Source organism: Erwinia aphidicola (assembly GCF_024169515.1).
Classification (GTDB): domain Bacteria; phylum Pseudomonadota; class Gammaproteobacteria; order Enterobacterales; family Enterobacteriaceae; genus Erwinia; species Erwinia aphidicola.
This window is the reverse complement of record NZ_JAMKCQ010000001.1, coordinates 2880570-2905736: the sequence shown is the minus strand read 5'-3', so window position 1 is coordinate 2905736 and position 25167 is coordinate 2880570. Positions and strand designations below refer to the sequence as shown.

The 25167-nt window shown below is 56.8% G+C and carries 25 protein-coding genes; 10 read left to right on the top strand and 15 right to left on the bottom strand.

The annotated features are described in order from the left end of the window. Positions 1-30: 30 nt before the first annotated feature. Together panE and yajL are read left to right on the top strand one after the other, a co-directional pair. The gene (gene panE, locus J2Y91_RS13505; RefSeq protein ID WP_133624281.1) at positions 31-951 is read left to right on the top strand and encodes a 2-dehydropantoate 2-reductase; all 921 of its coding nucleotides are present in this window, start codon (positions 31-33) and stop codon (positions 949-951) included. Then, positions 905-1501 (top strand): protein deglycase YajL, encoded by a 597-nt coding sequence (gene yajL / locus J2Y91_RS13500; protein WP_048916951.1) that lies wholly within the window; start codon positions 905-907, stop codon positions 1499-1501. The genes panE and yajL overlap by 47 nt, the downstream gene beginning before the upstream one ends. Positions 1502-1557: 56 nt before the next feature. Here the strand turns inward: yajL and thiI are convergent, their stop codons facing one another. After that, positions 1558-3006 (bottom strand): tRNA uracil 4-sulfurtransferase ThiI, encoded by a 1449-nt coding sequence (gene thiI, locus J2Y91_RS13495; protein ID WP_048916952.1) that lies wholly within the window; start codon positions 3004-3006, stop codon positions 1558-1560. Between the two features lie 245 nt (positions 3007-3251). On the opposite strand from thiI, the gene xseB reads away from it, so the two are divergent. From xseB to J2Y91_RS13475, 4 genes are all read left to right on the top strand, one after another. Next, complete coding sequence (gene xseB, locus J2Y91_RS13490; RefSeq protein ID WP_133624282.1) at positions 3252-3494, top strand: exodeoxyribonuclease VII small subunit; 243 nt, start codon at positions 3252-3254, stop codon at positions 3492-3494. Further along, entirely contained in the window at positions 3494-4393 is a 900-nt protein-coding gene (gene ispA, locus J2Y91_RS13485) for a (2E,6E)-farnesyl diphosphate synthase (protein ID WP_133625110.1), read from the top strand. Before xseB ends, ispA begins: the two co-directional genes overlap by 1 nt. An 18-nt stretch (positions 4394-4411) precedes the next feature. Beyond that, positions 4412-6277 (top strand): 1-deoxy-D-xylulose-5-phosphate synthase, encoded by a 1866-nt coding sequence (gene dxs, locus J2Y91_RS13480; RefSeq protein ID WP_133624283.1) that lies wholly within the window; start codon positions 4412-4414, stop codon positions 6275-6277. A gap of 75 nt (positions 6278-6352) precedes the next feature. Next, on the top strand, positions 6353-7327 hold the full coding sequence (locus J2Y91_RS13475; protein ID WP_133624284.1) for an aldo/keto reductase: 975 nt from the start codon (positions 6353-6355) through the stop codon (positions 7325-7327). A 49-nt stretch (positions 7328-7376) separates the two neighbouring features. On the opposite strand, the gene pgpA is transcribed toward J2Y91_RS13475, so the two are convergent. The 6 genes from pgpA to nrdR all read right to left on the bottom strand — a co-directional run bounded on the left by pgpA (position 7377) and on the right by nrdR (position 11441). After that, on the bottom strand, positions 7377-7883 hold the full coding sequence (gene pgpA / locus J2Y91_RS13470) for a phosphatidylglycerophosphatase A (protein ID WP_253538591.1): 507 nt from the start codon (positions 7881-7883) through the stop codon (positions 7377-7379). Continuing rightward, positions 7861-8838, bottom strand: a complete 978-nt coding sequence (thiL, locus tag J2Y91_RS13465; RefSeq protein ID WP_253538590.1) for a thiamine-phosphate kinase — start codon at positions 8836-8838, stop codon at positions 7861-7863. Before thiL ends, pgpA begins: the two co-directional genes overlap by 23 nt. 51 nt (positions 8839-8889) lie before the next feature. Beyond that, on the bottom strand, positions 8890-9309 hold the full coding sequence (nusB, locus tag J2Y91_RS13460; protein ID WP_048916958.1) for a transcription antitermination factor NusB: 420 nt from the start codon (positions 9307-9309) through the stop codon (positions 8890-8892). A gap of 16 nt (positions 9310-9325) precedes the next feature. Continuing rightward, a complete protein-coding gene (ribH, locus tag J2Y91_RS13455; RefSeq protein ID WP_048916959.1) occupies positions 9326-9796 on the bottom strand; it encodes a 6,7-dimethyl-8-ribityllumazine synthase in 471 nt (156 codons plus the stop codon). A gap of 87 nt (positions 9797-9883) precedes the next feature. After that, positions 9884-10987 (bottom strand): bifunctional diaminohydroxyphosphoribosylaminopyrimidine deaminase/5-amino-6-(5-phosphoribosylamino)uracil reductase RibD, encoded by a 1104-nt coding sequence (gene ribD / locus J2Y91_RS13450; RefSeq protein WP_253538588.1) that lies wholly within the window; start codon positions 10985-10987, stop codon positions 9884-9886. A 4-nt stretch (positions 10988-10991) separates the two neighbouring features. Beyond that, the gene (gene nrdR / locus J2Y91_RS13445; protein WP_048916961.1) at positions 10992-11441 is read right to left on the bottom strand and encodes a transcriptional regulator NrdR; all 450 of its coding nucleotides are present in this window, start codon (positions 11439-11441) and stop codon (positions 10992-10994) included. A 190-nt stretch (positions 11442-11631) separates the two neighbouring features. Here nrdR and J2Y91_RS13440 point away from each other — a divergent pair, with 190 nt between their 5' ends. Then, positions 11632-12183 carry a SadB/YajI family lipoprotein gene (locus J2Y91_RS13440; RefSeq protein WP_253538586.1) on the top strand — a complete coding sequence of 184 codons (552 nt, stop codon included), beginning with the start codon at positions 11632-11634 and terminating at the stop codon, positions 12181-12183. Between the two features lie 84 nt (positions 12184-12267). Here the strand turns inward: J2Y91_RS13440 and secF are convergent, their stop codons facing one another. The 5 genes from secF to queA all read right to left on the bottom strand — a co-directional run bounded on the left by secF (position 12268) and on the right by queA (position 17739). Further along, the gene (gene secF, locus J2Y91_RS13435) at positions 12268-13236 is read right to left on the bottom strand and encodes a protein translocase subunit SecF (protein ID WP_048916963.1); all 969 of its coding nucleotides are present in this window, start codon (positions 13234-13236) and stop codon (positions 12268-12270) included. 10 nt (positions 13237-13246) lie between these two features. Beyond that, entirely contained in the window at positions 13247-15094 is a 1848-nt protein-coding gene (gene secD, locus J2Y91_RS13430; protein ID WP_133624289.1) for a protein translocase subunit SecD, read from the bottom strand. Positions 15095-15121: 27 nt separating this feature from the next. After that, a complete protein-coding gene (gene yajC, locus J2Y91_RS13425; RefSeq protein ID WP_133624290.1) occupies positions 15122-15451 on the bottom strand; it encodes a preprotein translocase subunit YajC in 330 nt (109 codons plus the stop codon). A 17-nt stretch (positions 15452-15468) separates the two neighbouring features. Then, positions 15469-16599, bottom strand: a complete 1131-nt coding sequence (gene tgt, locus J2Y91_RS13420) for a tRNA guanosine(34) transglycosylase Tgt (RefSeq protein ID WP_048916966.1) — start codon at positions 16597-16599, stop codon at positions 15469-15471. Between the two features lie 69 nt (positions 16600-16668). After that, complete coding sequence (queA, locus tag J2Y91_RS13415; protein ID WP_133624291.1) at positions 16669-17739, bottom strand: tRNA preQ1(34) S-adenosylmethionine ribosyltransferase-isomerase QueA; 1071 nt, start codon at positions 17737-17739, stop codon at positions 16669-16671. Between the two features lie 103 nt (positions 17740-17842). On the opposite strand from queA, the gene J2Y91_RS13410 reads away from it, so the two are divergent. The 3 genes from J2Y91_RS13410 to J2Y91_RS13400 all read left to right on the top strand — a co-directional run bounded on the left by J2Y91_RS13410 (position 17843) and on the right by J2Y91_RS13400 (position 20643). After that, positions 17843-18424 carry an ACP phosphodiesterase gene (locus J2Y91_RS13410; RefSeq protein WP_133624292.1) on the top strand — a complete coding sequence of 194 codons (582 nt, stop codon included), beginning with the start codon at positions 17843-17845 and terminating at the stop codon, positions 18422-18424. A gap of 196 nt (positions 18425-18620) precedes the next feature. Next, positions 18621-19223 carry a peroxiredoxin C gene (locus J2Y91_RS13405; RefSeq protein WP_048916968.1) on the top strand — a complete coding sequence of 201 codons (603 nt, stop codon included), beginning with the start codon at positions 18621-18623 and terminating at the stop codon, positions 19221-19223. 145 nt (positions 19224-19368) lie between these two features. Continuing rightward, positions 19369-20643, top strand: a complete 1275-nt coding sequence (locus J2Y91_RS13400; protein ID WP_253538584.1) for a histidine-type phosphatase — start codon at positions 19369-19371, stop codon at positions 20641-20643. A gap of 41 nt (positions 20644-20684) precedes the next feature. Here J2Y91_RS13400 and proY read toward each other — a convergent pair whose 3' ends face one another. The 3 genes from proY to J2Y91_RS13385 all read right to left on the bottom strand — a co-directional run bounded on the left by proY (position 20685) and on the right by J2Y91_RS13385 (position 24920). Continuing rightward, positions 20685-22037 (bottom strand): proline-specific permease ProY, encoded by a 1353-nt coding sequence (gene proY, locus J2Y91_RS13395; protein WP_253538581.1) that lies wholly within the window; start codon positions 22035-22037, stop codon positions 20685-20687. 55 nt (positions 22038-22092) lie between these two features. Further along, positions 22093-23415, bottom strand: coding sequence for a branched-chain amino acid transporter carrier protein BrnQ (gene brnQ / locus J2Y91_RS13390; RefSeq protein ID WP_253538577.1), 1323 nt, complete (start codon positions 23413-23415; stop codon positions 22093-22095). A gap of 404 nt (positions 23416-23819) precedes the next feature. After that, complete coding sequence (locus tag J2Y91_RS13385; protein WP_253538574.1) at positions 23820-24920, bottom strand: cobalamin-independent methionine synthase II family protein; 1101 nt, start codon at positions 24918-24920, stop codon at positions 23820-23822. Between the last annotated feature and the right edge of the window lie 247 nt (positions 24921-25167).

Genomic DNA, 25167 nt, shown 5'->3' with positions numbered 1-25167 from the left:
AATGAACATAACCCGCACGCGGGAGGAACAATGAAAATTACCGTACTCGGATGCGGCGCTTTAGGGCAGATCTGGCTGGCTGCTCTTGATAAACAGGGACACGAGGTACAGGGCTGGCTGCGGGTTCCGCAACCTTACTGCTCGGTGAATGTGGTTGACCTTGACGGTCACACCGTCAACAAAACCTTTATTGCCAACGATCCGGCTTTTCTCGCCGCCAGCGAACTGCTGATTGTGACGCTGAAAGCCTGGCAGGTTTCTGAATCGGTTAAAAACCTGCAGGCTATTCTGCCGGAAAATTGCCCGGTGCTGCTGCTGCACAACGGTATGGGTACGTTGGATGAGTTGAGAGGCCTGCCCCAGCCGCTGCTGCGCGGCGTGACCACGCATGCGGCTAAGCGCGACGGCACGGTGATCGTCCATGTTGCTTCCGGCATTACTCATATTGGCCCAACATCGCCCGCGAGCGAAGCGATGAGCGATCTGGCAGAAATGCTGCATCTCGCCCTGCCCGACGTTGCGTGGCATAACAACGTGGCTTCCGCCGCGTGGCAGAAGCTGGCGGTTAACTGCGTGATAAACCCGCTCACAGTGCTGTACAACTGCACCAACGGCGAGCTGGCGCACAGGCGTGCGGAGATTGAGGCGCTGTGCGACGAAGTCGCCAGCGTGATGGAGCGTGAAGGTCAGCATATTTCACGCGAATGGCTGGTCGACTATGTACTGGAAGTCATTCGCACCACCGCGGGTAATACCTCATCAATGCTGCAGGATATCCGCGCCCAGCGCCGCAGCGAAATCGACTATATCAACGGCTACGTCATCCGCCGCGCCCGTGCTCAGGGCATCGCCACGCCGGAAAACAACCGTCTTTATGAATTTATTAAACGAAAGGAACATGATTATGACCGCGAATCCATCGGTTCTGGTTTGCCTGGCACCTGGCAGTGAAGAGACAGAGGCCGTCACCACCATCGATTTGCTGGTCCGTGCCGGGCTGAGGGTGGTCACCGCCAGCGTTGCCGATGACGGCAGCTGCGAAATCGTCTGTTCACGCGGCGTGCGCCTGCTGGCCGACGCGCCGCTGGTTGAAGTTGCCGACGATGACTACGCCGCCATCGTGCTGCCCGGTGGCCTCAAAGGCGCCGAGTGTTTTCGCGACAGCCCGCTGCTGGTGGAGACCGTGCGCCAGTTCAACCTGGCAGGACGCATTGTTGCCGCTATCTGCGCTGCGCCCGGCACCGTACTGATCCCCCACAATCTGTTCCCGGTCGGCAATATGACCGGCTTTCCGGCTCTGAAAGAGACCATTCCGGAAGAGAAGTGGATGGACCGCCGCGTGGTATGGGACCGCCGCGTCAATCTGCTGACCAGCCAGGGGCCGGGCACGGCGATCGATTTCGCACTGAAGCTGATTGATTTAGTGGCAGGGAAAGAGAAAGCGCGTGAAGTGGCTGAACAGATGGTGCTGGCGGCGGGAATTTACGATTATCGCGATTAATGGCGCGAGGCCGGATTTGCATGCGGGCGGACCGAAAAAAGGTCCGCCCCTACAGGTTATGGGCGATAAACCTTGACGTTTTTAAAGCCCTGCTCGTGCAGATAGAGTGCCTGCAGGCGGCTCATCACCCCACGCTCACAGTACAGCAGCCAGGTTTTGCTCTGATCGAGGTCGCCAAACTGCGTACCCAGCTTGTAAAACGGCAGGGATTTAACCTCGACGCCGTCTACGCTCAGCGGGCGGGCTTCCTGCTCGTCGTTCGAGCGAATATCCAGCACCACATCGTTTTCCGCAAACGAAGCCACCGTTTCGACTTCCACCACTTCCTCTTCGGTTTTCTCTGCAATCTCGCGGATATCCACGTTAGTTGCCTGCTCAACCATGCGGTCGAGAATAGAGAAATCAAAGTTCTGCTCTTCGGCCTCAATTTTCGCCTTCACCGCTTTCACGGTCGGGCTTTTTGAGATCACGCCGCAGTATTCCGGCATGGTGCGGGCAAAATCTTCGGTGCCAATCTCACGCGCAATCTTAATGATGTGCTCTTTATCGTGGGAGATCAGCGGGCGCAGGATCAGGGTATCGCTGGCATTGTCGATCAGGCGCAGGTTAGTCAGCGTCTGGCTGGAGACCTGCCCCAGCGCTTCGCCTGTCACCAGTGCCTGCACGCCGTAACGCTCAGCAATTTGTGACGCGGCACGCACCATCATACGCTTCAGCACCACGCCCATCTGGCCGTCATCCACTTTTTCCAGAATCTCACCGACTACCGGCTCAAAGTCGATAGCGACAAAGCGCACGCGGTGCGAGCTACCGTAGCGCTTCCACAGATAGTGGGCCACCTGACGAACGCCAATCTCATGAGCAGCACCGCCAAGGTTAAAGAAGCAGTAGTGCACGCGACAGCCGCGGCGCATCAGCATATAGCTGGAAACCCCGGAGTCAAAGCCGCCAGAAATCAGCGATAGCACATCTTCCTGGGTGCCGATCGGATAGCCGCCGATGCCTTCGTAACGTGCGGTCACCAGCACCAGCTTGTCATCTTCAATTTCAAGATTGACCGTCACTTCCGGGCGGTTGAGCTGCACCTGGGCGCTGGCCACGTGCTGATTTAGCCCGCCACCCACATAGCGTTCCACGTCCTGCGAGCTGAACTCGTGCTTCCCGCGGCGCTTAACGCGCACGCAGAAGGTTTTGCCTTCAATGCGCTCGCGATTCATCTCCAGCACCTGCTCAAAGATATTATGCACATCGGTATACGGACGATCTTCTACCGCCAGCACATGGTGGATACCGGGAATGCGCGTCAGCTCGGCGATAATCGCCGCACGCTGGCTTTCATCTTTTGCACGCACTTCAATGTTGTCCCAGTGGCGCACCACGGCAAGGGTTTCATCGAAAGGTTTTAGGACGTTGCGAATATTTCCGGTCAGGATTTTGATAAAACGCAGGCGAACTGACTGACTTTTAATCGTAATTTCAGGGAATAACTTAATGATAAACTTCATGGCGGTATATATTCGTCAGGTAATTAAGTGCTGAAAAGAGGGGCGCTTAACTGATAAAATCAGAGTCTTGCAACGGGCTTGCGCTCTTTGCATCCAGGAAAAACAGTATATCATCTTTGACCGGTGGCTGCTGCCGATATCACCCTTCCCCGCCGCGTGAAAAATGCAGGGGATATTTTGCTAATCATTTAGAGTCGGCTACCATGAGCGCTTGCTGATGAAAAATGATAAGTCAGGATCTAAAAATGCCGAAAAAAGCCGAACCGCCTGCCAGTTTTGAAACATCGCTACAGCAGCTGGAGCAGATCGTCACCCGTCTGGAAAGCGGCAACCTTCCGCTGGAAGAGGCGCTGAATGAGTTTGAGCGTGGTGTGCAGCTGGCACGTGCCGGGCAGCAGACGCTACAGCAGGCCGAGCAGCGGGTACAGATATTACTCAGCGATGATAAGAACGCCAATCTGACGCCTTTCACGCCGGAAAATGAGTGATGGATTTTAACCTGATCCTTAGCGCGCACTTTCAGCGGGTTAATGCTGCGCTTCAGCGCTTTATCTCCGGGCAACCATTTCAGAGTTCTCCTCTGGTGAATGCCATGGAATATGGTGCATTATTAGGGGGTAAAAGGCTGCGCCCTTTCCTGGTTTACGCCACTGGCACCATGCTACACGCTGACGATGCAGCGCTGGATGCCCCGGCGGCTGCGGTTGAATGTATTCATGCGTATTCCCTGATCCATGACGATTTACCGGCCATGGATAACGACAGCCTGCGGCGTGGCCAGCCCACCTGCCATATTAAGTTTGGCGAAGACACGGCGATTCTTGCCGGTGATGCCCTGCAGACTCTGGCTTTCTCCATCCTTGCCGATACCCCGATGCCAGGCGTCACGGCTGAGGCGCGTATTGCAATGCTGTCCGAACTGGCCCAGGCTAGCGGCGTAGCGGGCATGTGCGGAGGACAAGCACTGGACCTTGCCGCTGAAGGCCAGCAGGTTGATTTAGCCGCGCTGGAGCAGATCCACCGCCACAAAACCGGGGCATTAATCCGCTCGGCGGTGCGTCTCGGTGCATTCACCGCTGGCGAACGCGGGCGCGATGCCCTCCCTGCGCTTGACCGCTACGCCAACGCGATTGGCCTGGCTTTCCAGGTGCAGGACGATATTCTGGACGTTATTGGTGATACCGCCATTATCGGTAAGCGGCAGGGAGCCGATCAACAGTTAGGCAAGAGTACCTACCCGGCATTAATGGGGCTTGACAGTGCGAAGGCAAAAGCATGGGATTTGTATCAGGAATCCCTCAGCGCATTAGAAACGCTGGCCGCGCAGTCGTATGACACTACCCCACTGCGGGCGCTGGCAGGCTTTATAATTGAACGCGATAAATAACTTCCAAATGAGTCTCCGATGAGCTTTGAACCTGCAAAATACCCGACGCTTGCCCTCGCAAGCACGGTGCAAGAATTACGTTTGCTACCGAAAGAGAGTCTGCCAAAACTCTGTGACGAGCTGCGCCAGTATCTGCTCGACAGCGTTAGCCGCTCCAGCGGTCATTTTGCTTCCGGCCTCGGCGTGGTTGAGCTCACCGTTGCGCTGCATTATGTCTACAACACGCCGTTCGATCATCTGGTGTGGGACGTCGGCCACCAGGCCTATCCGCATAAAATCCTGACCGGCCGCCGCGACCGTATCGGCACCATCCGCCAGAAAAATGGCCTGCACCCGTTCCCGTGGCGTGATGAGAGCGAGTTCGACGTGCTGAACGTCGGCCACTCCTCAACCTCCATCAGCGCCGGTCTGGGCATGGCAGTGGCCGCCGGCAAAGAAGGCAAAGGCCGCCGCACCGCCTGCGTGATTGGCGATGGGGCGATTACTGCCGGGATGGCGTTCGAAGCGATGAACCACGCAGGCGATATTAAAGCCGACCTGCTGGTGGTACTGAACGACAACGAGATGTCGATTTCCGAAAACGTCGGGGCGCTTAACAACCGTCTGGCGCAGATCCTCTCCGGCAAGACCTATTCCCGCCTGCGTGAAGGGGGCAAAAAGGTGCTCGGTGGCCTGCCGCCGATCAAAGAGCTGGTGAAGCGCACCGAAGAGCACCTGAAAGGCATGGTGGTGCCGGGAACGCTGTTTGAGGAGCTGGGCTTTAACTATATCGGCCCGGTCGACGGCCATGACGTGCTGGCGCTGGTGCAGACCTTAAGCAATATGCGCGCGCTCAAAGGCCCGCAGTTCCTGCATATCATGACCAAAAAAGGCAAGGGCTATGCCCCGGCCGAAAAAGATCCGATTAGCTGGCACGCGGTACCTAAATTTGACCCGGCCAGCGGCCTGCTGCCAAAAAGCGCCGACGGTCTGCCAAGCTACTCTAAAATTTTCGGCCAGTGGCTGAGTGAAACCGCCGCGGAAGACAGCAAGCTGATGGCGGTCACCCCGGCGATGCGCGAAGGTTCCGGTATGGTGAGCTTCTCGCGCGACTATCCGCAGCAATATTTCGACGTCGCCATTGCCGAGCAGCATGCGGTGACGTTCGCTGCGGGCCTGGCAATTGGCGGCTACAAGCCGGTAGTGGCGATCTACTCCACCTTCCTGCAGCGCGCCTACGATCAGCTGATCCACGATGTGGCGATCCAGAAACTGCCGGTGCTGTTTGCCATTGACCGCGGCGGCATCGTCGGCGCCGACGGGCAGACGCACCAGGGTGCCTTCGACATCGCGTTCCTGCGCTGCATTCCGAACATGGTGATCATGACGCCAAGCGATGAGAACGAGTGCCGCCAGATGCTGTTCACCGGTTACCACCACAGCAGCGGGCCAAGCGCAGTGCGCTATCCGCGTGGCACCGGCACCGGGGCCCCCCTCGAACCGCTGGCATCATTGCCGCTGGGTAAAGGCCGCGTGCTGAGCCGCGGTGAAAAACTGGCGATCCTCAACTTCGGTACGCTGCTGCCTGAGGCCCGCGCGGCGGCTGAAGCCCTGAATGCCACGCTGGTGGATATGCGCTTTGTTAAGCCGCTCGACGAGGCGTTAATCCTTGAGCTGGCTGGCAGTCATGAAGCCCTGATCACCCTGGAAGAAGGGGCGATCAAAGGCGGTGCCGGTAGCGGCGTCAATGAACTGCTGATGGCAAAACGTCGGCCGGTTCCGGTATTGAATATCGGCCTGCCGGATGCGTTTATTCCCCAGGGCACCCAGGAAGAGATCCGCGTGGATTATCAACTGGATGCCGCCGGTATCCAGCAGCAGATTGCCGACTGGCTGGCGCAGTAACTCCCCTTCGGCTCCCCCGCGGGGGAGCCTGTCACCTGCTATGCTTAGGGTAAATAACCAGCAGGAGCGACCCGAATGAAAACCCTTACGTTAGCCAATACCGACCTGACCGTCTCCCGCCTGTGCCTCGGTTGCATGACCTATGGTGAGCCCGATCGCGGCCGCCATGCCTGGACACTGCCGGAAGAGAGCAGCCGCCCGCTGATTAAGCAGGCGCTGGAAGCCGGGATCAATTTTTTCGACACCGCCAACAGCTACTCGGACGGCAGCAGCGAGGAGATCGTCGGCCGCGCCCTGCGTGACTTCGCCCGCCGTGATGAGGTCGTCGTCGCCACTAAGGTCTATTTCCCGATGAGCAATCTTTCCGGCGGGCTGTCGCGCGCCAATATTTTGCAGTCGATAGACGACAGCCTTGAACGTCTCGGTATGGATCATGTCGACCTGTTACAAATACACCGCTGGGACTACGACACGCCGCTGGAAGAGACGCTGGAGGCGCTGCATGACGTAGTGCAGTCCGGCAAAGCGCGCTATATCGGTGCCTCTTCCATGCATCCCGAGCAGTTTGCCCGCGCACTGCATACGGCGGACAACAACGGCTGGACGCGGTTTGTCAGCATGCAGGATCAGTACAACCTGATCCAGCGCGAGGAGGAGCGGGAAATGCACCCTCTGTGCCTGAAAGAGAACATTGCGGTGCTGCCGTGGAGCCCGCTGGCGCGAGGTCGCCTGACGCGCCCGTGGGGGGAAACCACCGCCCGCTCCGTCTCTGACGAATATGGCGCCACGCTTTACAGCCAAAGTGAACAGAATGACGCTGAGATTGCCGAACGGCTGGCCAATATCGCCAGCGATAAAGGCGTCAGCCGGGCGCAGGTTGCACTCGCCTGGCTGCTGAGCAAACCGGCCGTCACCGCGCCGATTATCGGCGCATCGCGCAGCGAACAGCTGGCCGACCTGGTGAAAGCGGTAGAGGTGGCGTTAACGCAGGAAGAGATTTTCGAGCTGGAGAGCGTGTATCAGCCGCACAGCGTGGTGGGATTCGAGTAACGGATAACGGCGTATCGCGTGAGGGTCGGGCATGCCCGACCCGGAACATTTAGAGCGGCCAGTAGTGCGCGGCCGCAAACAAAATTCCTGCAGAGATCACCCCGGCGATAATATCATCCACCATGATCCCCATACCGCCGTGCACGTTACGGTCGAACCAGCGGATCGGCCACGGCTTCCAGATATCCAGCACGCGGAAAACCACAAAACCGGCCAGTACCCACTGCCAGCTGTTAACCGGGATCGCCATCAGCGTGATCCACATGCCGATAAACTCATCCCAGACAATGCTCCCGTGATCGTGCACGCCCATATCTTTCGCCGTGCGGTGACACAGGTAGACACCAATGCAGATCCCCAGCAGTACCGCCAGCGAATAGAGGTCCTGTGGCAGGAAGCTCATCAGATACCAGAGCGGTATTGCGGCAACGGAACCCACGGTGCCCGGCATCCACGGGCTTAAACCGCTGCCAAACCCGGTCGCCAGCAGGTGCCACGGGTTACTCATCTTCAGGCGACTTTTCGCCACATCCTTAGCGCGTGCCAAAATGGTCAAATCCTTTCAGGTTGAACTCTACCGGCTTGTCGTTCTGCAACAGCGTCAGGCCTTCCGACTGCGGAGCAATCTGACCGATGCAGGTGAACGGCACGCCATGATAGCCCAGCGCCACGTCCAGCGCGCCGCGGTTAATTTCCGGTACCGTGAAGCACAGCTCATAATCCTCGCCACCGCTCAGCGCCCAGCGGATGGCCTGCTGCGGCTCGAAGTGCTGCTTCATCGCCGCAGAGAGCGGCAGCGCGTCCAGATTAAGGCGTGCGCCACAGTCGCTGGCTTTGAGAATATGGCCGAGATCGGAGATCAGCCCATCAGAAAGATCGATAGCCGAGCTGGCGAGATCGCGCAGCGCCTGGCCCTGCAAAATGCGCGGCATCGGGCGCAGATGGCGCTTGATCAACGCTTCGTGCGCCGCCGGATCGTTAATTTTCACGTGGTGCTGCAGCAGTTCCAGCCCCGCCGCGCTGTCACCCAGCGTGCCGGTCACGTAGATCCAGTCACCGACGCGTGCGCCGCTGCGCTTCAGCGCTCTGCCCTGCGGCACCAGGCCGTGGATGCCCAGCGTCATGCTGAGTGGGCCACGCGTGGTGTCACCGCCGACCAGCTGCATATCGTAGTAGTCGAGCAGTTCAAACAGGCTGTCGCTGAAATCCTTGAGCCACTCTTCGTTAATTTCCGGTAGCGTCAGTGCCAGCGTTAACCAGGCAGGATCGGCCCCCATCGCCGCGAGATCGCTTAAATTGACGGCCAGGGCTTTGTAACCGAGATCGGCGGGGTGGATGTCGCGCAGGAAGTGAACCCCTTCCACCAGCGTGTCGGTGCTGATAGCCAGGGTCTGTTTTTCAGGTACGCTGAGTAGCGCACAGTCATCGCCGATGCCTTTTTCCACATCGCGACGGGAGCTTGTCACGCGGTCAAAGTAACGCGCGATCAGTTCAAATTCGCCACATGCCATAGTGCATTCCGGGAGTATAAAAGAAGAGGCCGGGTTAGCGGCCTCAGAGAATTATTTGCGGTTTGGGCGGATCTGCGGAGCGGCTTTATCCAGCACGCCGTTGACAAACTTATGGCTGTCTTCAGCGCCGAACACTTTGGCCAGCTCGATCCCCTCATTGATCGCCACTTTATAGGGAACGTCTGCACGCTTGCTGAGTTCAAACAGTGAGATACGCAGAACGGCCAGTTCAACCTGTCCCAGCTCTTCCAGCTGACGCGACAGGTAAGGTTTCATCAGGCCGTCGAGGTATGCACTGTTAGTTGCAACGCCGCCGACCAGCTCACGGAAGTAAGTAATATCGACGTCTTTGACGTCCTGTTCCGCCAGAAACTGGTATTCGACATCAGCGATGTCGTTTTTGGAGATTTGCCAGGAGTAAAGTGCCTGAACAGCACATTCACGGGCGCGGCGACGAGCAGCAGGTTTCACGAAATTCCCCTTAAAATCAGGCTTTGATGGCTTTCAATACGTTAATCATTTCCAGAGCGGTCAGGGCTGCTTCAGCACCTTTATTACCCGCTTTGGTTCCGGCGCGTTCAATGGCCTGCTCGATGCTTTCCGTCGTCAGCACGCCAAAGGCAACCGGGATATCGCTGTTCATGGCAACGCTGGCCAGGCCAGAACTGGCCTCACCTGCCACATATTCGAAATGAGCAGTACCGCCGCGGATCACCGTGCCCAGTGCCACAATCGCATCATGCTTACCGGCTTTCGCCACGGCACGTGCAGTCATTGGCAGTTCGTAAGCGCCCGGAACCCAGATGACGGTGATGTTTTCATCTTTCACCTGGCCGATACGCTTCAGGGCATCGATGGCACCGCTCAGCAGGCTGTCGTTGATAAAGTTGTTGAAACGCGCAATAACCAGGGCAACGCGCGCGTCAGGGGTAGCAACAGCAGCTTCAATAACGTTCATAATCTTCCTTTCAGGGTTCTGTTTGGCCCCGCAGGGGGGCGGATTCTATCACACTCTTCGGCGCTCTGCTTGTTTTTGCAGAAACCGTCATAACGGGCTCAGCGTGAGGCGTAAATCAGGCCCCAGCTGACGAATATCACTAAAGGTAAAGGCCGGGGCGGCGGCCAGCTGCTGCAAGCCCGGCAGGTGGCACAGGCCACGCCCGGCATCGCCCAGCAGCTTCGGCGCCAGGTAGACGATCAGCTCGTCTACCACGCCGGCCTGCAGCAGCGCCCCGGCAAACTGTGCTCCGGCCTCCACCCAGACGCTGTTAATCTGTTTTCTGCCGAGCAGCATCATCATCGACACCAGATCGAGGCGATCGTGATGACGCGGCACGCAAAACTGCGTTACGTTCTCCGGCCAGCTTTGCTCGTCACACTGCGTGCGTGCCAGCCAGGTTTCCCCCGATTGTGCAATCAATCGGTGCCCGGGCATGACGCGATTCTGGCTGTCGACGATAATTCTCACCGGCTGACGCAGCAGTTCGGGCGGGTATTCCGCCTGCGTGCCGCTGTCCAGCTCGTCGTATCGCACGGTCAGGGACGGATTATCCGCCAGCACCGTGGCGCTGGTGCTGAGGATAGCCGAGCTCTGCGCGCGCAGCCGCTGCACATCGCGCCGCGCCTCGGGTGAGGTGATCCACTGACTTTCGCCGCTGGCCATTGCCGTACGGCCATCCAGCGATGCCCCCAGCTTAAGCTGCACCCACGGGAACCCGGTGCGCATGCGCTTGAGAAAGCCACGGTTCAGCGCTTCCGCTTCCTGCATCATCAACCCGTGGCTGACTTCAATACCCGCCTGCTGCAAACGATAAAGACCGCGGCCCGCCACTTCCGGGTTTGGGTCCTGCATGGCGGCAACCACCCGGCTGACGCCCGCGGCAATCAGGGCATCACAGCACGGCGGCGTGCGTCCGTGGTGACTGCACGGTTCCAGCGTGACGTAAGCGGTGGCCCCTCTGGCACGCTCTCCAGCCATACGCAGGGCATGCACCTCCGCGTGCGGTTCACCGGCGCGCAGGTGATAGCCCTCGCCGACGATGGCGCCGTCGCGCACGATCACGCAGCCGACGTTAGGGTTCGGCGTGGTGGTAAAGCGGCCGCGACGCGCCAGTTCCAGCGCGCGCGCCATGTAGATTTCATCACGCATCGCGTCAGTCCTGTAAGCGGGCAATCTCTTCGCCAAATTCACGAATGTCTTCGAAGCTGCGGTAAACCGAAGCAAAGCGGATATAGGCAACTTTATCCAGTTTTTTCAGCTCATCCATTACCAGCCCACCGATAAGCTTGCTGGCCACTTCGCGTTCACCGGTGGCGCGCAGCTGGCTTTTAATGTGGCTGAGGGCGGTTTCTACCGCGTCGGAATTGACCGGGCGCTTCTCCAGCGCCTTCATCAGCCCGCTGCGCAGCTTGTCTTCGTTGAACGGTTCGCGCACATCATTGCTCTTGACCACGCGCGGCATCACCAGCTCCGCCACTTCAAACGTGGTAAAGCGCTCGTGACACACCAGGCACTGACGGCGGCGGCGCACGGAGGTGCCTTCCCCGACCAGGCGGGAATCGATCACTTTGGTATCGACGGCGGAACAGAATGGGCAATGCATGTCGCGTCCTGATAATCCTGAAAATTAGCGGTTAGTGTACCGCGATCGTGTCCTGCTGCCAAAGCCGGCTCGGTAATTACGCACCAATTTTATCGGTCTTGCGCAACAAAACAGAGGATTTATCTGCGGGCGGTTAAGACCCGTTTGCTCTAAGATAAAGTGAATCGGTTTAATCACAAGGAAATGAACAATGACAACGGCTTATCTCAGACTTTCGCTGGTCAGTTCTCTGCTGCTTTTGGCAGGTTGTGCCGCTACCCCGCCGCAGCCGAAAATCAGCCAGCTGCATAATGAGGTCGGAAAGCTGAGCCAAGAGATGCGCCAGCTGACGACTCAGGCCAGCGCACTGGAAAGGCAGGGTAATCTCAATAGCGGCTCAGCGCAGGGTGCCTGGCTGTTACCCGCAGCAAAAACCGGCGTGGTGCTGAAAAGCCAGGCCGGTGACCTCAAGCTGTCGCTAAGCCATGTGGAGGCGGAAGCCAACGGCACGCGCGCGATCCTGCAAATTCATGCTACCAATGACGCCCCGCTCCCTGCCTTCACTGCCGAAGTGGAATGGGGCGAGCTGGACGCCGCCACCGGCAAACCCCTCACCGTCAACAGCCAGTCACAGCAGATTCAGGTCGACAGCGCGCTGCTGCCTAAGAGTGAAGAAACTGTCTCGCTGCGCCTGAGCAACCTGCCGCCGGAGCAGCTGGGCTATGTGCGCATCCATGATGTGGTGGTGAAAACCGCGCCATAAAAAAAGCCGCATCATCCGATGCGGCTTTTTTGTCGGGGCGGACCTCTTTTTCGGTCCGCCCGCTCTGGCTCCTAACCCGTCTGGTTAAGGCAGAATTGAAGGCTGATCTGCGCCCTCTTTTTCCACTTTCTGCTGCAGCATGTGTTCACGTTTCATACCCAACTTCAATGCCAGCGCCGAAGCCACATAGATTGAAGAAACGGTACCAATGGAAACACCGATCAGCATGGTCAGCGAGAAGCCTTCCAGCAGCGCACCGCCGAAGATAAATAGCATCAGCACCACAACCAGCGTGGTGGCAGAGGTCATGATGGTACGGCTCAGCGTCTGCGTCAGCGAGACGTTGACGATATCGTAAGGCGTACCGCGACGGATCTTGCGGAAGTTCTCACGAATACGGTCCGATACCACGATACTGTCGTTCAGCGAGTAGCCGATAACCGACATCAGCGACGCCACGATGGTCAGGTCAATCTCAATGTGGAACAGTGAGAGTATCCCCATGGTGATCACCACGTCGTGCGCCAGGGCCAGTACCGCCCCCAGTGCCAGACGCCATTCGAAGCGGAAGCCAACGTAAATCAGGATGGCAATCAAAGCCACCAGCAGCGCCATACCGCCCGCCTGCGCCAGATCGCTACCCACGCTCGGGCCGACGAACTCAATACGCTTAACGGTGGCATTCTGCTGGCTGGCCTGGTTGATGATAGTCACCACCTTGTTGCCCAGCTCCTGACCGGCATTGCCTTCGTTTGGCGACATGCGAACCAGCACGTCGCGGCTGCTGCCGAAGTTCTGCACCTGCGGGTCGACGAAGCCGGATTTCTCCAGCGCGCCGCGCAGCTGCTCGATATCAGCCGGTTTTTCCAGGGTAATTTCAATCACCGTACCACCGGTGAAGTCCAGACCCCAGTTAAACCCCTTCAGGCCCATAATCAGGCAGGAAGCAATCAGCAGCAGCCCCGAAAGAGTAAAGGCCACTTTGTCCCAGCGCATAAAGTCATGGACTTTACGGCCGTAGTTCAGTTGTTCAACGCTATAGTCCTGTGCCACATCGCACTCCTCAGATAGACAGCTTGTTGATGCGTTTGCCGCCGTACAACAGGTTTACGATGGCGCGGGTACCGACAATGGCAGTAAACATTGAGGTCACAACGCCGATGGCGGTGGTGATCGCAAAGCCTTTAATCGAGCCGGTGCCCACAGCGTACAGAATGATCGCGGTAATCAGCGTCGTGACGTTGGCATCAATAATACTGGAGAACGCGCCTTTATAGCCTTCATGGATCGCCTGCTGAATGGATCGCCCATTCTTCAGCTCTTCCTTGATACGTTCGTTAATCAGTACGTTGGCATCAACGGCTACCGCCAGCGTTAACACGATACCGGCAATACCCGGCATGGTCAGCGTTGCGCCCGGCAGCAGTGACATGATTCCGACAATCAATACCAGGTTCGCCACCAGTGCAGAGGTCGCAATCACACCGAACTTACGGTAGTAAACCACCATAAAGACGATGGAAGCGATCAGGCCCCACAGGCAGGCTTCCAGACCCTGAGTGATGTTCTGCGCACCCATGGTTGGACCAATGGTACGTTCTTCCACAATCTGGATTGGCGCAATCAACGCACCGGCACGCAGCAGCAGCGACAGCTGACGGGCCTCATTCGGGTTGTTGATACCGGTAATACGGAAGCTGTTACCCAGTCGGGACTGGATGTTCGCCACGTTAATCACCTCTTCCTGCTTCGCCAGAATGGCACGGCCGTTGGCATCTTTCTTCCCGCTGTCTTTGTACTCAACAAACAGGGTTGCCATCGCTTTGCCGACGCTGTCCTTGGTGAAGTTGGACATGATGTTACCGCCAGCGCTGTCCAGGGAGATATTAACCTGAGGCTGGTTGTATTCATCGGTGCTTGAGGTGGAGTCGGTAATATGGTCACCGGTGAGGATCACACGCTTGTACAGCACCACTGGCTGACCATCACGCGTGTCTTTCACTTCAGAGTCACCCGGTACGCGGCCGTTAGCTGCAGCGGTGGCATCCACGCTGGTGTTAACCAGACGGAATTCCAGCGTCGCTGTCGCGCCGAGGATCTCTTTAGCACGTGCCGTATCCTGAATACCCGGCAGTTCAACCACGATACGGTCAGAACCCTGACGCTGTACCAGTGGTTCCGCTACGCCAAGCTGATTAACACGGTTACGCAGAATGTTAATGTTCTGCTGAACCGCATATTCACGCGCTTCACGCATACGCTCATCGCTCATTACCGCCGTCAGGGCATTGCTGCCGCTGCTGTTGATAACCATATCGCGATGGCGGCCGGTCAGATAACTCACCGCTTCGTCACGTGCGCCTGCGTCGCGGAAACGAATTTCCAGACCGTAGTTGTCGGTCTTGCGCACGTTAACGTAAGGAATATTTTTATCACGCAGGTCGCTACGCAGGTTGTCGATGTTCTGCTCCTGGAGTTTACCCAGAGCGGTATCCATATCGACTTCCATCAGGAAGTGAACGCCGCCGCGCAGATCGAGACCGAGTTTCATCGGCTCTGCGGCCAGCATCGCGAGCCAGGTTGGAGTAGCCGGGGCGAGGTTAAGCGCCACTACGTAATTCTCGCCAAGAGCCTGCATAATCGCTTCACGCGCGCGCAGCTGCACGTCGGTATTCGCAAAACGCGCCAGAATAGCGCCATTTTCCAGTGCCAGTGATTTGCTCTGGATATTATCTTGTTTTAATGCATTCTGGATCTGAACCAGCGTTTGCTCACTGGCGGCGCTTCCGCGCGCACCAGTGACCTGAACAGCCGGATCCTCACCATACAGGTTGGGCAGTGCATACAGCAGACCGACGAGTAATACGACGATCAGCATGATGTACTTCCACAAAGGATAACGGTTTAACACGGCAGTTCCCTTAGGGAAATCAAAAGATTACAGCGCCTTCATGGTACCTTTCGGCAGAACGGCAGCTACGAAGTCACGTTTGACTACAACTTCAGTGGACTCGTTCAGTGCGATAGCAACATAGCCAGTTTCAGCTACTTTGGTCACGCGACCGACCAGGCCACCGGTCGTCAGCACTTCATCGCCCTTAGAGATAGAGTCCATCAGTTTCTTGTGCTCTTTCGCACGTTTCTGCTGTGGGCGCAGGATCATGAAGTAGAAAATCAGGCCAAATACCACCAGCATGATCACCAGAGAATAAGGACTTCCCTGAGATGGAGCTGCGGCTGCCACGGCATCAGAAGTGAAAAAGCTCATTAAATTTCCCTCATTGTTTAATTATCAGACGGCAATGGCGGAACCGCCAGCCCCGTCCGTTGGTAGAATTCGGTCACGAAGTGCTCTAACTTACCTTCTTCGATAGCCTGGCGTAAACCGGCCATCAGGCGCTGATAGTAACGCAGATTGTGGATGGTGTTCAGACGCGCACCCAAAATTTCGTTACAGCGATCAAGATGATACAGGTATGCACGGCTGTAATTGCGACAGGTGTAGCAATCACACTCAGCATCCAGCGGCGACGTGTCATCTTTGTACTTCGCGTTGCGGATTTTTACCACCCCGTCGGTCACAAACAGATGGCCGTTACGCGCATTACGCGTCGGCATCACACAGTCAAACATATCAATACCGCGACGGACGCCTTCCACCAGATCCTGTGGCTTACCGACGCCCATCAGATAGCGCGGTTTATCCTGCGGAAGCTGCGGGCAGACGTGCTCGAGAATTCGGTGCATATCTTCCTTTGGCTCACCGACCGCCAGGCCGCCCACAGCGTACCCATCAAAGCCAATCTCTACCAGTCCTTTAACTGACACATCTCGTAAATCTTCGTAAACACTGCCCTGGATTATGCCAAATAAGGCATTTTTATTCCCTAAGGAATCAAAGCGATCGCGGCTACGTTGCGCCCAGCGCAGCGACATCTCCATTGAACGCTTAGCGTAATCCCAGTCGGCCGGGTACGGTGTACATTCATCGAAAATCATTACGATATCAGAGCCGAGATCGTACTGAATTTCCATCGATTTTTCAGGATCGAGGAAGATCGCATCGCCGTTAATCGGGTTGCGGAAGTGCACGCCCTTTTCGGTGATCTTACGAATGTCGCCCAGGCTGAAGACCTGGAAGCCGCCGGAGTCAGTCAGGATCGGCCCTTTCCACTGCATAAAGTCGTGCAGGTCGCCGTGCAATTTCATGATCTCCTGGCCCGGACGCAACCATAAATGGAAGGTGTTGCCGAGGATGATCTGCGCACCGGTATCCTGCACTTCTTCCGGCGTCATGCCTTTTACGGTGCCGTAAGTGCCCACGGGCATAAATGCCGGGGTCTCTACCACGCCACGGTCAAAGACCAGGCGGCCACGACGCGCGCGGCCGTCGGTTGTGTCTAATTCAAACTTCACATTGCCTCCACCGGATAAACAGTCCGATGCAAATGGTTATAAAGGACGGGAGTGTCCCGTCCGGGGAGATTACTGGCCCGGGATCTCGGCGTAAGCCTCAGGATTTCGGGTGATAAACATGGCATCGCCATAGCTGAAGAAACGGTACTGCTCTGCCACCGCCTGCTGATAAGCATGCATGGTGTGGCGATAGCCGGCAAACGCCGATACCAGCATAATCAGCGTTGATTCTGGCAGGTGGAAATTGGTCACCAGCGCATCAATCACCTGATAGTGATAGCCCGGGTAGATAAAGATTTTGGTATCGCCGAAGAACGGGGCAATCAGCGCGTCTTCTGCCGCCTGCGCCGCGCTCTCCAGCGAGCGTACTGAGGTGGTGCCAACCGCGATCACCTTGTTGCCGCGCGCCTTGCAGGCCAGCACCGCATCAACCACCTCCTGCGGCACTTCGGCATACTCGGCATGCATGATGTGATCTTTTATGCTGTCGACGCGCACCGGCTGGAAGGTCCCCGCCCCGACGTGCAGGGTGACGAAAGCCGTCTCGATCCCCTTCTCACGCAGCGCTTCCAAGAGCGGCTCATCAAAGTGCAGGCCGGCGGTTGGGGCAGCGACCGCCCCCGGCTTCTGGCTGTAAACCGTCTGGTACAGTTCGCGGTCGGCATCTTCATCCGGCCGATCAATATACGGCGGCAGCGGCATATGGCCGATGGCGTTAAGGATATCCAGCACCGGGCGAGCATCGTTAAATTCTATTTCAAACAGCGCATCGTGACGTGCCACCATCGTCGCCTGCACGCTCTCATCGTCGCCCAGCAGCAGCGCTGTGCCCGGCTTCGGCGCTTTCGAGGAGCGCACGTGGGCCAGCACGCGGGTGTCATCGAGCATGCGTTCGATCAGCACTTCAATCTTGCCGCCGCTGGCCTTGCGGCCAAAAATACGCGCCGGGATCACCCGCGTATTATTAAATACCAGCAGGTCGCCTGGATTGAGTTTGTGCAATAAATCGGTGAAAACCCCGTGCGACAGCGCACCGTCCGGGCCGTTAAGGCTCAGCAGGCGGCATCCGCTGCGCTGAGCCTGCGGGTAGTGGGCAATCAAAGATTCAGGTAACTCAAAGGTAAAATCGGCAACGCGCATGATCATTCACAGTCTGGGAAATCAGGGCGCACATTCTAGCTGAAAACTGACCATAGCTAAACAATCTGCGTAAACTCTGCAAAAAGTGGGATAGAATCATCGCATGAACTATCTTGCACACCTTCACCTCGCCCACCTGGCCGACAGCTCGCTGCTGGGCAATCTGATGGCCGATTGCGTTCGCGGCAACCCCTATCCGCAGTGGCCAGCACCGATCGCTGACGGCATCGCGATGCATCGCCGCGTCGATGTGATGACCGACTCTCTGCCGGAGGTACGTGCGGCGCGCCAGTTTTTCCGCACGGAAACCCGCCGCGTCGCGCCGATTACCCTGGATGTCATCTGGGACCATTTTCTGTCATTACACTGGGATAAACTGGTGCCGGAAATTTCCCTGCCAGATTTTTTGCGTGATGCCAGAAATGTGATCGCCCCGAAATTAGCCAGCACGCCTGAGTCGTTCCAGAATCTTAACCGCTATTTATGGCAGCAGCGCTGGATGGAGCGCTACGCGGAGGCCGCTTATCTGCAAAATGTGCTGCGCGGCATGGCCAGCCGTCGCCCACGTTTGGCAGCACTGGCAGAGAGCTACCAGGATTTCATCGATAACTATCAACAGCTTGAAGAGTTTTTCTGGCAGTTCTATCCGCGCATGATGGCGCAGGCAGTGCAGAAAGCGCTGTAAACAGGCGAGCGCAGTTTTACACCTTGCCCTTTTTGTAAAAAAGGTTATTGTATGAAACTGCTTTATTATTCAAAGATTTTTGATAGGTACAACCTATCTCAATAATCGGCGTTTAGCGCTGGTTAGCACTGTGACGCAGATCATATACTGCCTGCGTCTTGTCCCCTTATTTCAACTTACTTCTACAGGAGTGAACATGGTCCTGGTAACTCGTCCAGCCCCTGATTTTACCGCCGCAGCTGTGCTGGGCAACGGTGAGATCGTAGAAAACTTCAACTTTAAAAAACACACCGCTGGTAAAGCCACCGTTGTGTTCTTTTGGCCAATGGACTTCACCTTCGTCTGCCCTTCTGAGCTGATCGCTTTCGACAAGCGTTATGCAGAATTCCAGAAGCGCGGCGTGGAAGTAGTCGGCGTTTCCTTCGACTCAGAGTTCGTGCACAACGCATGGCGCAAAACGCCAGTTGATAAAGGCGGCATCGGCGAAGTTCAGTACGCGATGGTTGCTGACATCAAACGTGAAATCCAGAAAGCTTACGGCATCGAGCACCCGGATGCGGGCGTTGCTCTGCGTGGTTCTTTCCTGATCGACAAAGCCGGTGTGGTTCGCCACCAGGTTGTTAACGATCTGCCACTGGGCCGTAACGTTGATGAAATGCTGCGCATGGTTGACGCGCTGCAGTTCCACGAAGAGCACGGCGAAGTGTGCCCGGCTCAGTGGGAAAAAGGAAAAGAAGGTATGGGCGCATCTCCAGAAGGTGTGGCTAAGTACCTGTCCGAGAACGCAACTAAGCTGTAATTGCTGCCGTTTTCAAAAAAAGCTCGCTTCGGCGGGCTTTTTTTTCGCCCGTGCTTTACTCTCTCCCCACCTCTTATGTCCCTTTTGATGCTGAAAATTTGCCATCATATCTGTCGAATAGCGCGTTCCCTGCAAGGATGACCTGATGAAAAAATCCCTCCGCACTCTCTCACTCGCCGCCTGCTGCCTTACCGCCAGCCTGAACGCCGGGGCAGAACCTCACTACGTGCTGGAAAAGGTGGTGGAGGTCAGCCGCCACGGCGTGCGCCCACCGACCGCCGGCAACCGTAAAGAGATGGAAGCGGCCAGCGGTCGGGCGTGGGCAAGCTGGCTGACTGCTGACGGCCAGCTGACCGGGCACGGTTACACTGCTGCCTGGCTGAAAGGCAAGTATCAGGCCGAGAGCTATCGCCAGCATGGCTTACTGGGCGCTGGCTGCCCGAGCGCAAAAGAGGTCTACGTCTGGTCCAGCCCGCTCAAGCGCACTCTGGCCACGGCGGAGGCGCTGACTGACGCCGCCTTCCCCGGCTGCGGTATCCGCGTGCATCACTCGGCACAACATAACGACCCGCTGTTCCAGAATGACAGCCCGGGCTATGCCACGCTGGATGAAGAGACGCAGCGCAAGGGTGCGCTCAATGCGCTGGGCGGCAGCCTGGCTGCGGCGCAGCAGCGGTTTAAACCCGAAATAGACCTGCTGAAAAATGCCGTATGTCAGGCCGGTTCGCCTTGCCCGGTGTTTGATCAAGCCTGGGAGATTAAATTTGCCCGCGATGGCCGCATTATGATTAGCGGGCTGGATACGCTGGCTGCGATGGCAGAAACGCTGCGGCTGGAGTGGAGTGAGAATAAACCGCTGAGTGAAGTGGCCTTTGGGCATGCCGCCAGTGCGGCGCAGATCGGCAAACTGATGGCGATGCAGACGCCAAAATATGATGCCACTAACGATCAGCCCTATGTTGCACAGCGCGGCGGCTCACTGTTAATGGACCAGATAGCCAAAGCGTTGCAGAGCGGCGTCACGCTGCAGGAGAATGCGCCACCTGACACCCGCTGGCTGCTGTTTGTGGCGCACGACGTCAATATCGCCTACCTGCGCACCCTGCTCGACTTCAGCTGGACCCAGGGCGATTACCCGCGCGGCAGCGTGCCACCGGCGGGCAGCCTGATTTTCCAGCGCTGGCAGGATAATAGCAGCGGTAAGCGCTACCTGCGTGTTCTGTTCCAGGCCCAGAGCCTCGATCAGATCCGCAACCTGACGCCGCTCAGCGCTCAGCAGCCACCTTTGCTGACCGAACTGACCTTTAACGGCTGTAAGATGACGCCAGTGGGTACGCTCTGCCCGTATCAGGCCACGCTGCAGCGTATCAGGCAGCATATCGACCCTGCGCTGGCGATCCCGGTAAATTACCCGCAATAAACAGAAAGGGCCGACGCAAACAGCGATCGGCCCGCAGAGTATCAATGAATCCGGCGCTTCACCCACTGCCAGCTAATCACCAGCAGCGCTATCCACGCGATGCCGACATACAGCGACACGCGAGTATCCGGGAAGTAGCCAATCAGGCAGATCACAAAGGCCAGGAAGATAATTCCCACCACCGCCGTGAACGGCCCCCCGGGCAGCGTAAACTTCAGCTGCTGGCGCTGTTCCGGCGTCAGCGTGCGGCGGAAACCTATCTGCGAAAACAGGATCATAATCCACACCCAGACGGTGGCAAAGGTAGCCAGCGAGGCGATGACCAGGAACACTTTTTCCGGCATCAGATAGTTGAGATAAACCGCAATTAACATTGCCGCCATCATTGCCAGCACCGTGACCCACGGAATGCCCCGGTTAGAAACGGTGGAAAATATCTTCGGTGCATGCCCCTGCTGCGCCATACCATGCAGCATGCGCCCAACGCCAAACACATCGCTATTAATCGCCGACAGGGAGGCGGTAATCACCACAAAGTTGAGGATCGCTGCCGCAGCCGCAATCCCCATATGCTGGAAAGTCAGCACAAACGGACTGCCGTTGGTCCCTACCTGGTTCCACGGATAGATCGACATAATGACAAACAGCGTGCCGATGTAGAACACCAGGATGCGCAGCGGAACGGTGTTGATCGCCTGCGGAATCGACACCTGGGGATTTTTCGCTTCGCCAGCGGTAATGCCAATAATCTCAATACCGCCGAAGGCAAACATCACCACCTGCAGCGACAGCACCACGCCAATCCAGCCATTGGGCACAAAGCCGCCGTTGGTCCACAGATTGCTGATACCCGTTGCCTGGCCGCCGTTACCGATGCCCCAGAAGATAATGCCAAGACCCGCGAGGATCATCACAATTATCGTGGCCACTTTAAACAGCGACAGCCAGAACTCCACCTCACCAAACACCTTTACCGTCGCCAGATTGATAGCACCAATAATCAGCACCACGCTCAGCACCCAGATCCAGTGCGGCACATCCGGGAACCAGACGCCCATATAGATACCAAATGCGGTCACATCAGCAATGGCTACAATTAGGATTTCAAAGCAGTAGGTCCAGCCTGTAATATAGCCGGCGAGTGGACCGAGATAGTCTTGTGCATAGCGAGAGAAAGAGCTGGCTTGAGGGTTATTGACCGACATTTCGCCGAGGGCACGCATAATAATATACGCGGCGATACCGCCAATAACATAAGCAAGAAGAACGGCGGGACCGGCCATTTTGATGGCATCTGCCGAGCCATAAAACAGCCCGGTGCCGATAGCCGAACCCAGAGCCATAAAACGAATATGGCGGGTACTCAGTCCCTTTTTGAGTGTTGTACTTGTCATATTTCCACCTGTCGATTCCCCTTTTCCAAAGGGGAAAAGGGGAAAGTTTACAACGCTATTGCTGATGCGCAGTAACTGACTGGCGGCCAGAAATACGATCGTACACGGCTACCAATACCAGCATCACCAGTGAAGGCGGCAACCATGCCAGACCCTGATCGGCCAGCGGCAGATTTTGGGTAAAGGCAGGAAGCACGTCTTTAAAGTGGGTGGTTTTAATTGCATCAACGATACCGAACAGCAGGCTGACCAGCATGGTTGGCGCAATAATTCTCGTACTCTTATTCCACCAGCGCAGCGTAAAGCTCAAGAGTACCAGCACAATGCACGGCGGATAAATCGCAGTTAACACTGGAATTGAGAATTGGATTAGCTGGCTGAGGCCGAGGTTGGATACCACCATCGAGAACAAGCCAAGAATAAACACCAGTTGGCGATAGGTGAGTGGCAAATGATGCTCAAAGAACTCAGCACAGGCACAGGTCAGACCCACGGCGGTGACCATGCAGGCGACAAAGATAAGCGCCGCAAGGAAGAAACTGCCCATATCACCGAAGGTGTGCTGCACGTAGGCATGCAGAATAGCGGCACCATTGGCGCTCTGATCGACGATAGCCGCGCTGTCTGAGCCAAGTTTAAACAGCGCCAGATAGACCAGCGTCAGGCCCACGCCGGCAATCAGACCGGCAATCACCGTGTAGCGGGTCAGCAGTTTCGCCTCGCTGATACCGCGCGAACGGGCGGCATTAACAATCACGATGCCAAACACCAGCGCGCCCAGGGTATCCATGGTCAGGTAACCATTGACGAAACCGCTGGAGAACGCCGCACGCTGGTAGTCAGCGGTTGCCGGTGCAAGACCGCCCGCAGGCCACAGCAGCGCCGCAACGCCAAGGATAGCCAGCGCGACAATTTTCAGCGGCGCCAGCACGTGGCCAACGGTATCCAGCAGTTTGCCCGGGTAGAGTGAAATGCCAATCACCAGCACGAAGTAAATCAGGCTGTAAATAAACAGCGGCAGCGGGCCGTCGCCGGTCAGCGGGGCAATACCCACTTCAAACGACACGGTGGCAGTACGCGGCGTGGCGAACAGCGGGCCAACGGCGAGGTAGCAGACGGTAGCCAGCACCAGGCCCGCAGCTTTACCGATTGGTGAGCTGAGAGCATCAATACCGCCCCCGACGCGCGCCAGCGCAATCACGGTGATCACCGGCAGGCCTACCGCGGTAATCAGGAAGCCAAGGGCGGCAATCCAGACGTGTTCGCCGGACTGAATCCCGACCATTGGCGGGAAAATAATGTTTCCGGCGCCGACAAACAGGGCAAAAGTCATAAAGCCCAGCGCCAGAATGTCTTTAGAAGTTAAACGATGCGTCATAAGAATCGTGTTGCCTGTGGTGATGTTAAAAGTCGTGATGCTGTAATACATCTGCCCCGCTTGCTCTAAAAACGTCGTCAGATCATAACAATGCAGTGAATTACACCGTTTATTGTTCGAACAGGCAGCGATTCTGAGCAGGTTATTCTCTGTATGCAGGGGATTGCGAAAAAACGGGGCTAAGTAGAACGTTTATAGGGGAGAAAGGCAATACGGGATCGGAAAAGCAGGATGATATAGCGCAAAAAACTGCATAAGCAGTGCATATCTTTATCTTCTGCAAAAAAGGCGTTACATGATTTGTATGTTTTTTACTCCCATCGCGCTTATTTTCTGCATTAACATCGCCTCATATGCACAAAAGGCGCGCAAATACGCGCCCTGTACACATTTTGATGCAGGCGTTACCAGACGCGATTAGCGATATCCACCACCAGGCGCAGCTTGGCCCACTGCTGCGCTTCCGTCAGGCTGTTGCCCTCTTCGGTCGAGGCAAAACCGCACTGCGGGCTCAGGCAAATCTGGTCAAGGCTGACGAACTGTGCGGCCTCTTTGATCCGCTGCTCCACGGTTTCCGCCGCTTCCAGCTCGCCGGTCTTAGTGGTGATCAGGCCCAGCACTACCTGCTGCTCTCCCTTTTTGATAAAGCGCAGCGGCTCAAAGCCCCCCGAGCGCTCATTATCATATTCAAGGAAAAACGCATCGATATTGACGCCGCCAAACAGGATTTCCGCCACCGGCTCGTAGCCGCCTTCAGAGATCCAGGTCGAGCGGAAATTACCGCGGCAGACGTGCAGACCGATAGTCAGGTCATCCGGCTTACCTGCGATAGCCTGATTCAGCACGCGAGCATAGGTGCGCGCCAGCGCTTCCGGGTCATCTCCACGTTCGCGGATCTGCTGCTTTTGATCGTCCGAGCACAGGTAAGCCCACACGGTGTCGTCAAGCTGCAGATAGCGGCAACCGGCATCGTAGAAGGCTTTGATCGCATCGCGGTACGTTTGCGCCAGGTCGTCGAAATAGGCATCCAGCGTCGGATAAACCTGCGCATCTATCATTTTGCGCCCGCCGCGGAAGTGCAGCACGCTCGGGCTTGGGATGGTCATTTTCGCCACAGCATCGCCGCTGATGCTCTTGAGGAAGCGGAAATCCTCCAGCATCGGGTGGTTGCTGAAGCCCAGCTTGCCGGTCACTTTTACGCCGCGCGCCTTGGTCTGCACGCCGTTAAACTGAATACCCTGCTCGGCTTCATAGCGCTCAACGCCGTCCAGACCATCGAAGAAGTCGAAGTGCCACCAGGCGCGGCGGAATTCGCCGTCCGTCACCACCTGCAAACCGCTGGCACGCTGCTGCGCCACCACCTGGCGGATCGCCTCATCTTCTACGCTGCGCAGCGCTGCGGCGTCAATTTCACCCGCTTCAAACTGCTTGCGCGCCTGCTTGATGGCGGCCGGACGTAAAAAGCTGCCAACGACTTCAGCACGGTAATGAATAGGATGAGTCATGAGTTTGCTCCTGGCTGCGCCACGGCGGGCGCGTAATTTAGTGACGTAACAATTACGTGAAGTTATTTATAGACTTCTGGACGTCTATATGTCTGTCACTAAGAGTGTCATGAGAGGCCTGCCACGGCAAACGAGGAAATTTCATCACGCATGAAATAAATTCATTATGCGGAAATGACAACGGGGCAGGCATGCCTGCCCCCTACGCCAGAGCGTATGTAGGGGCGAGGCATGCCTCACCTGTCAG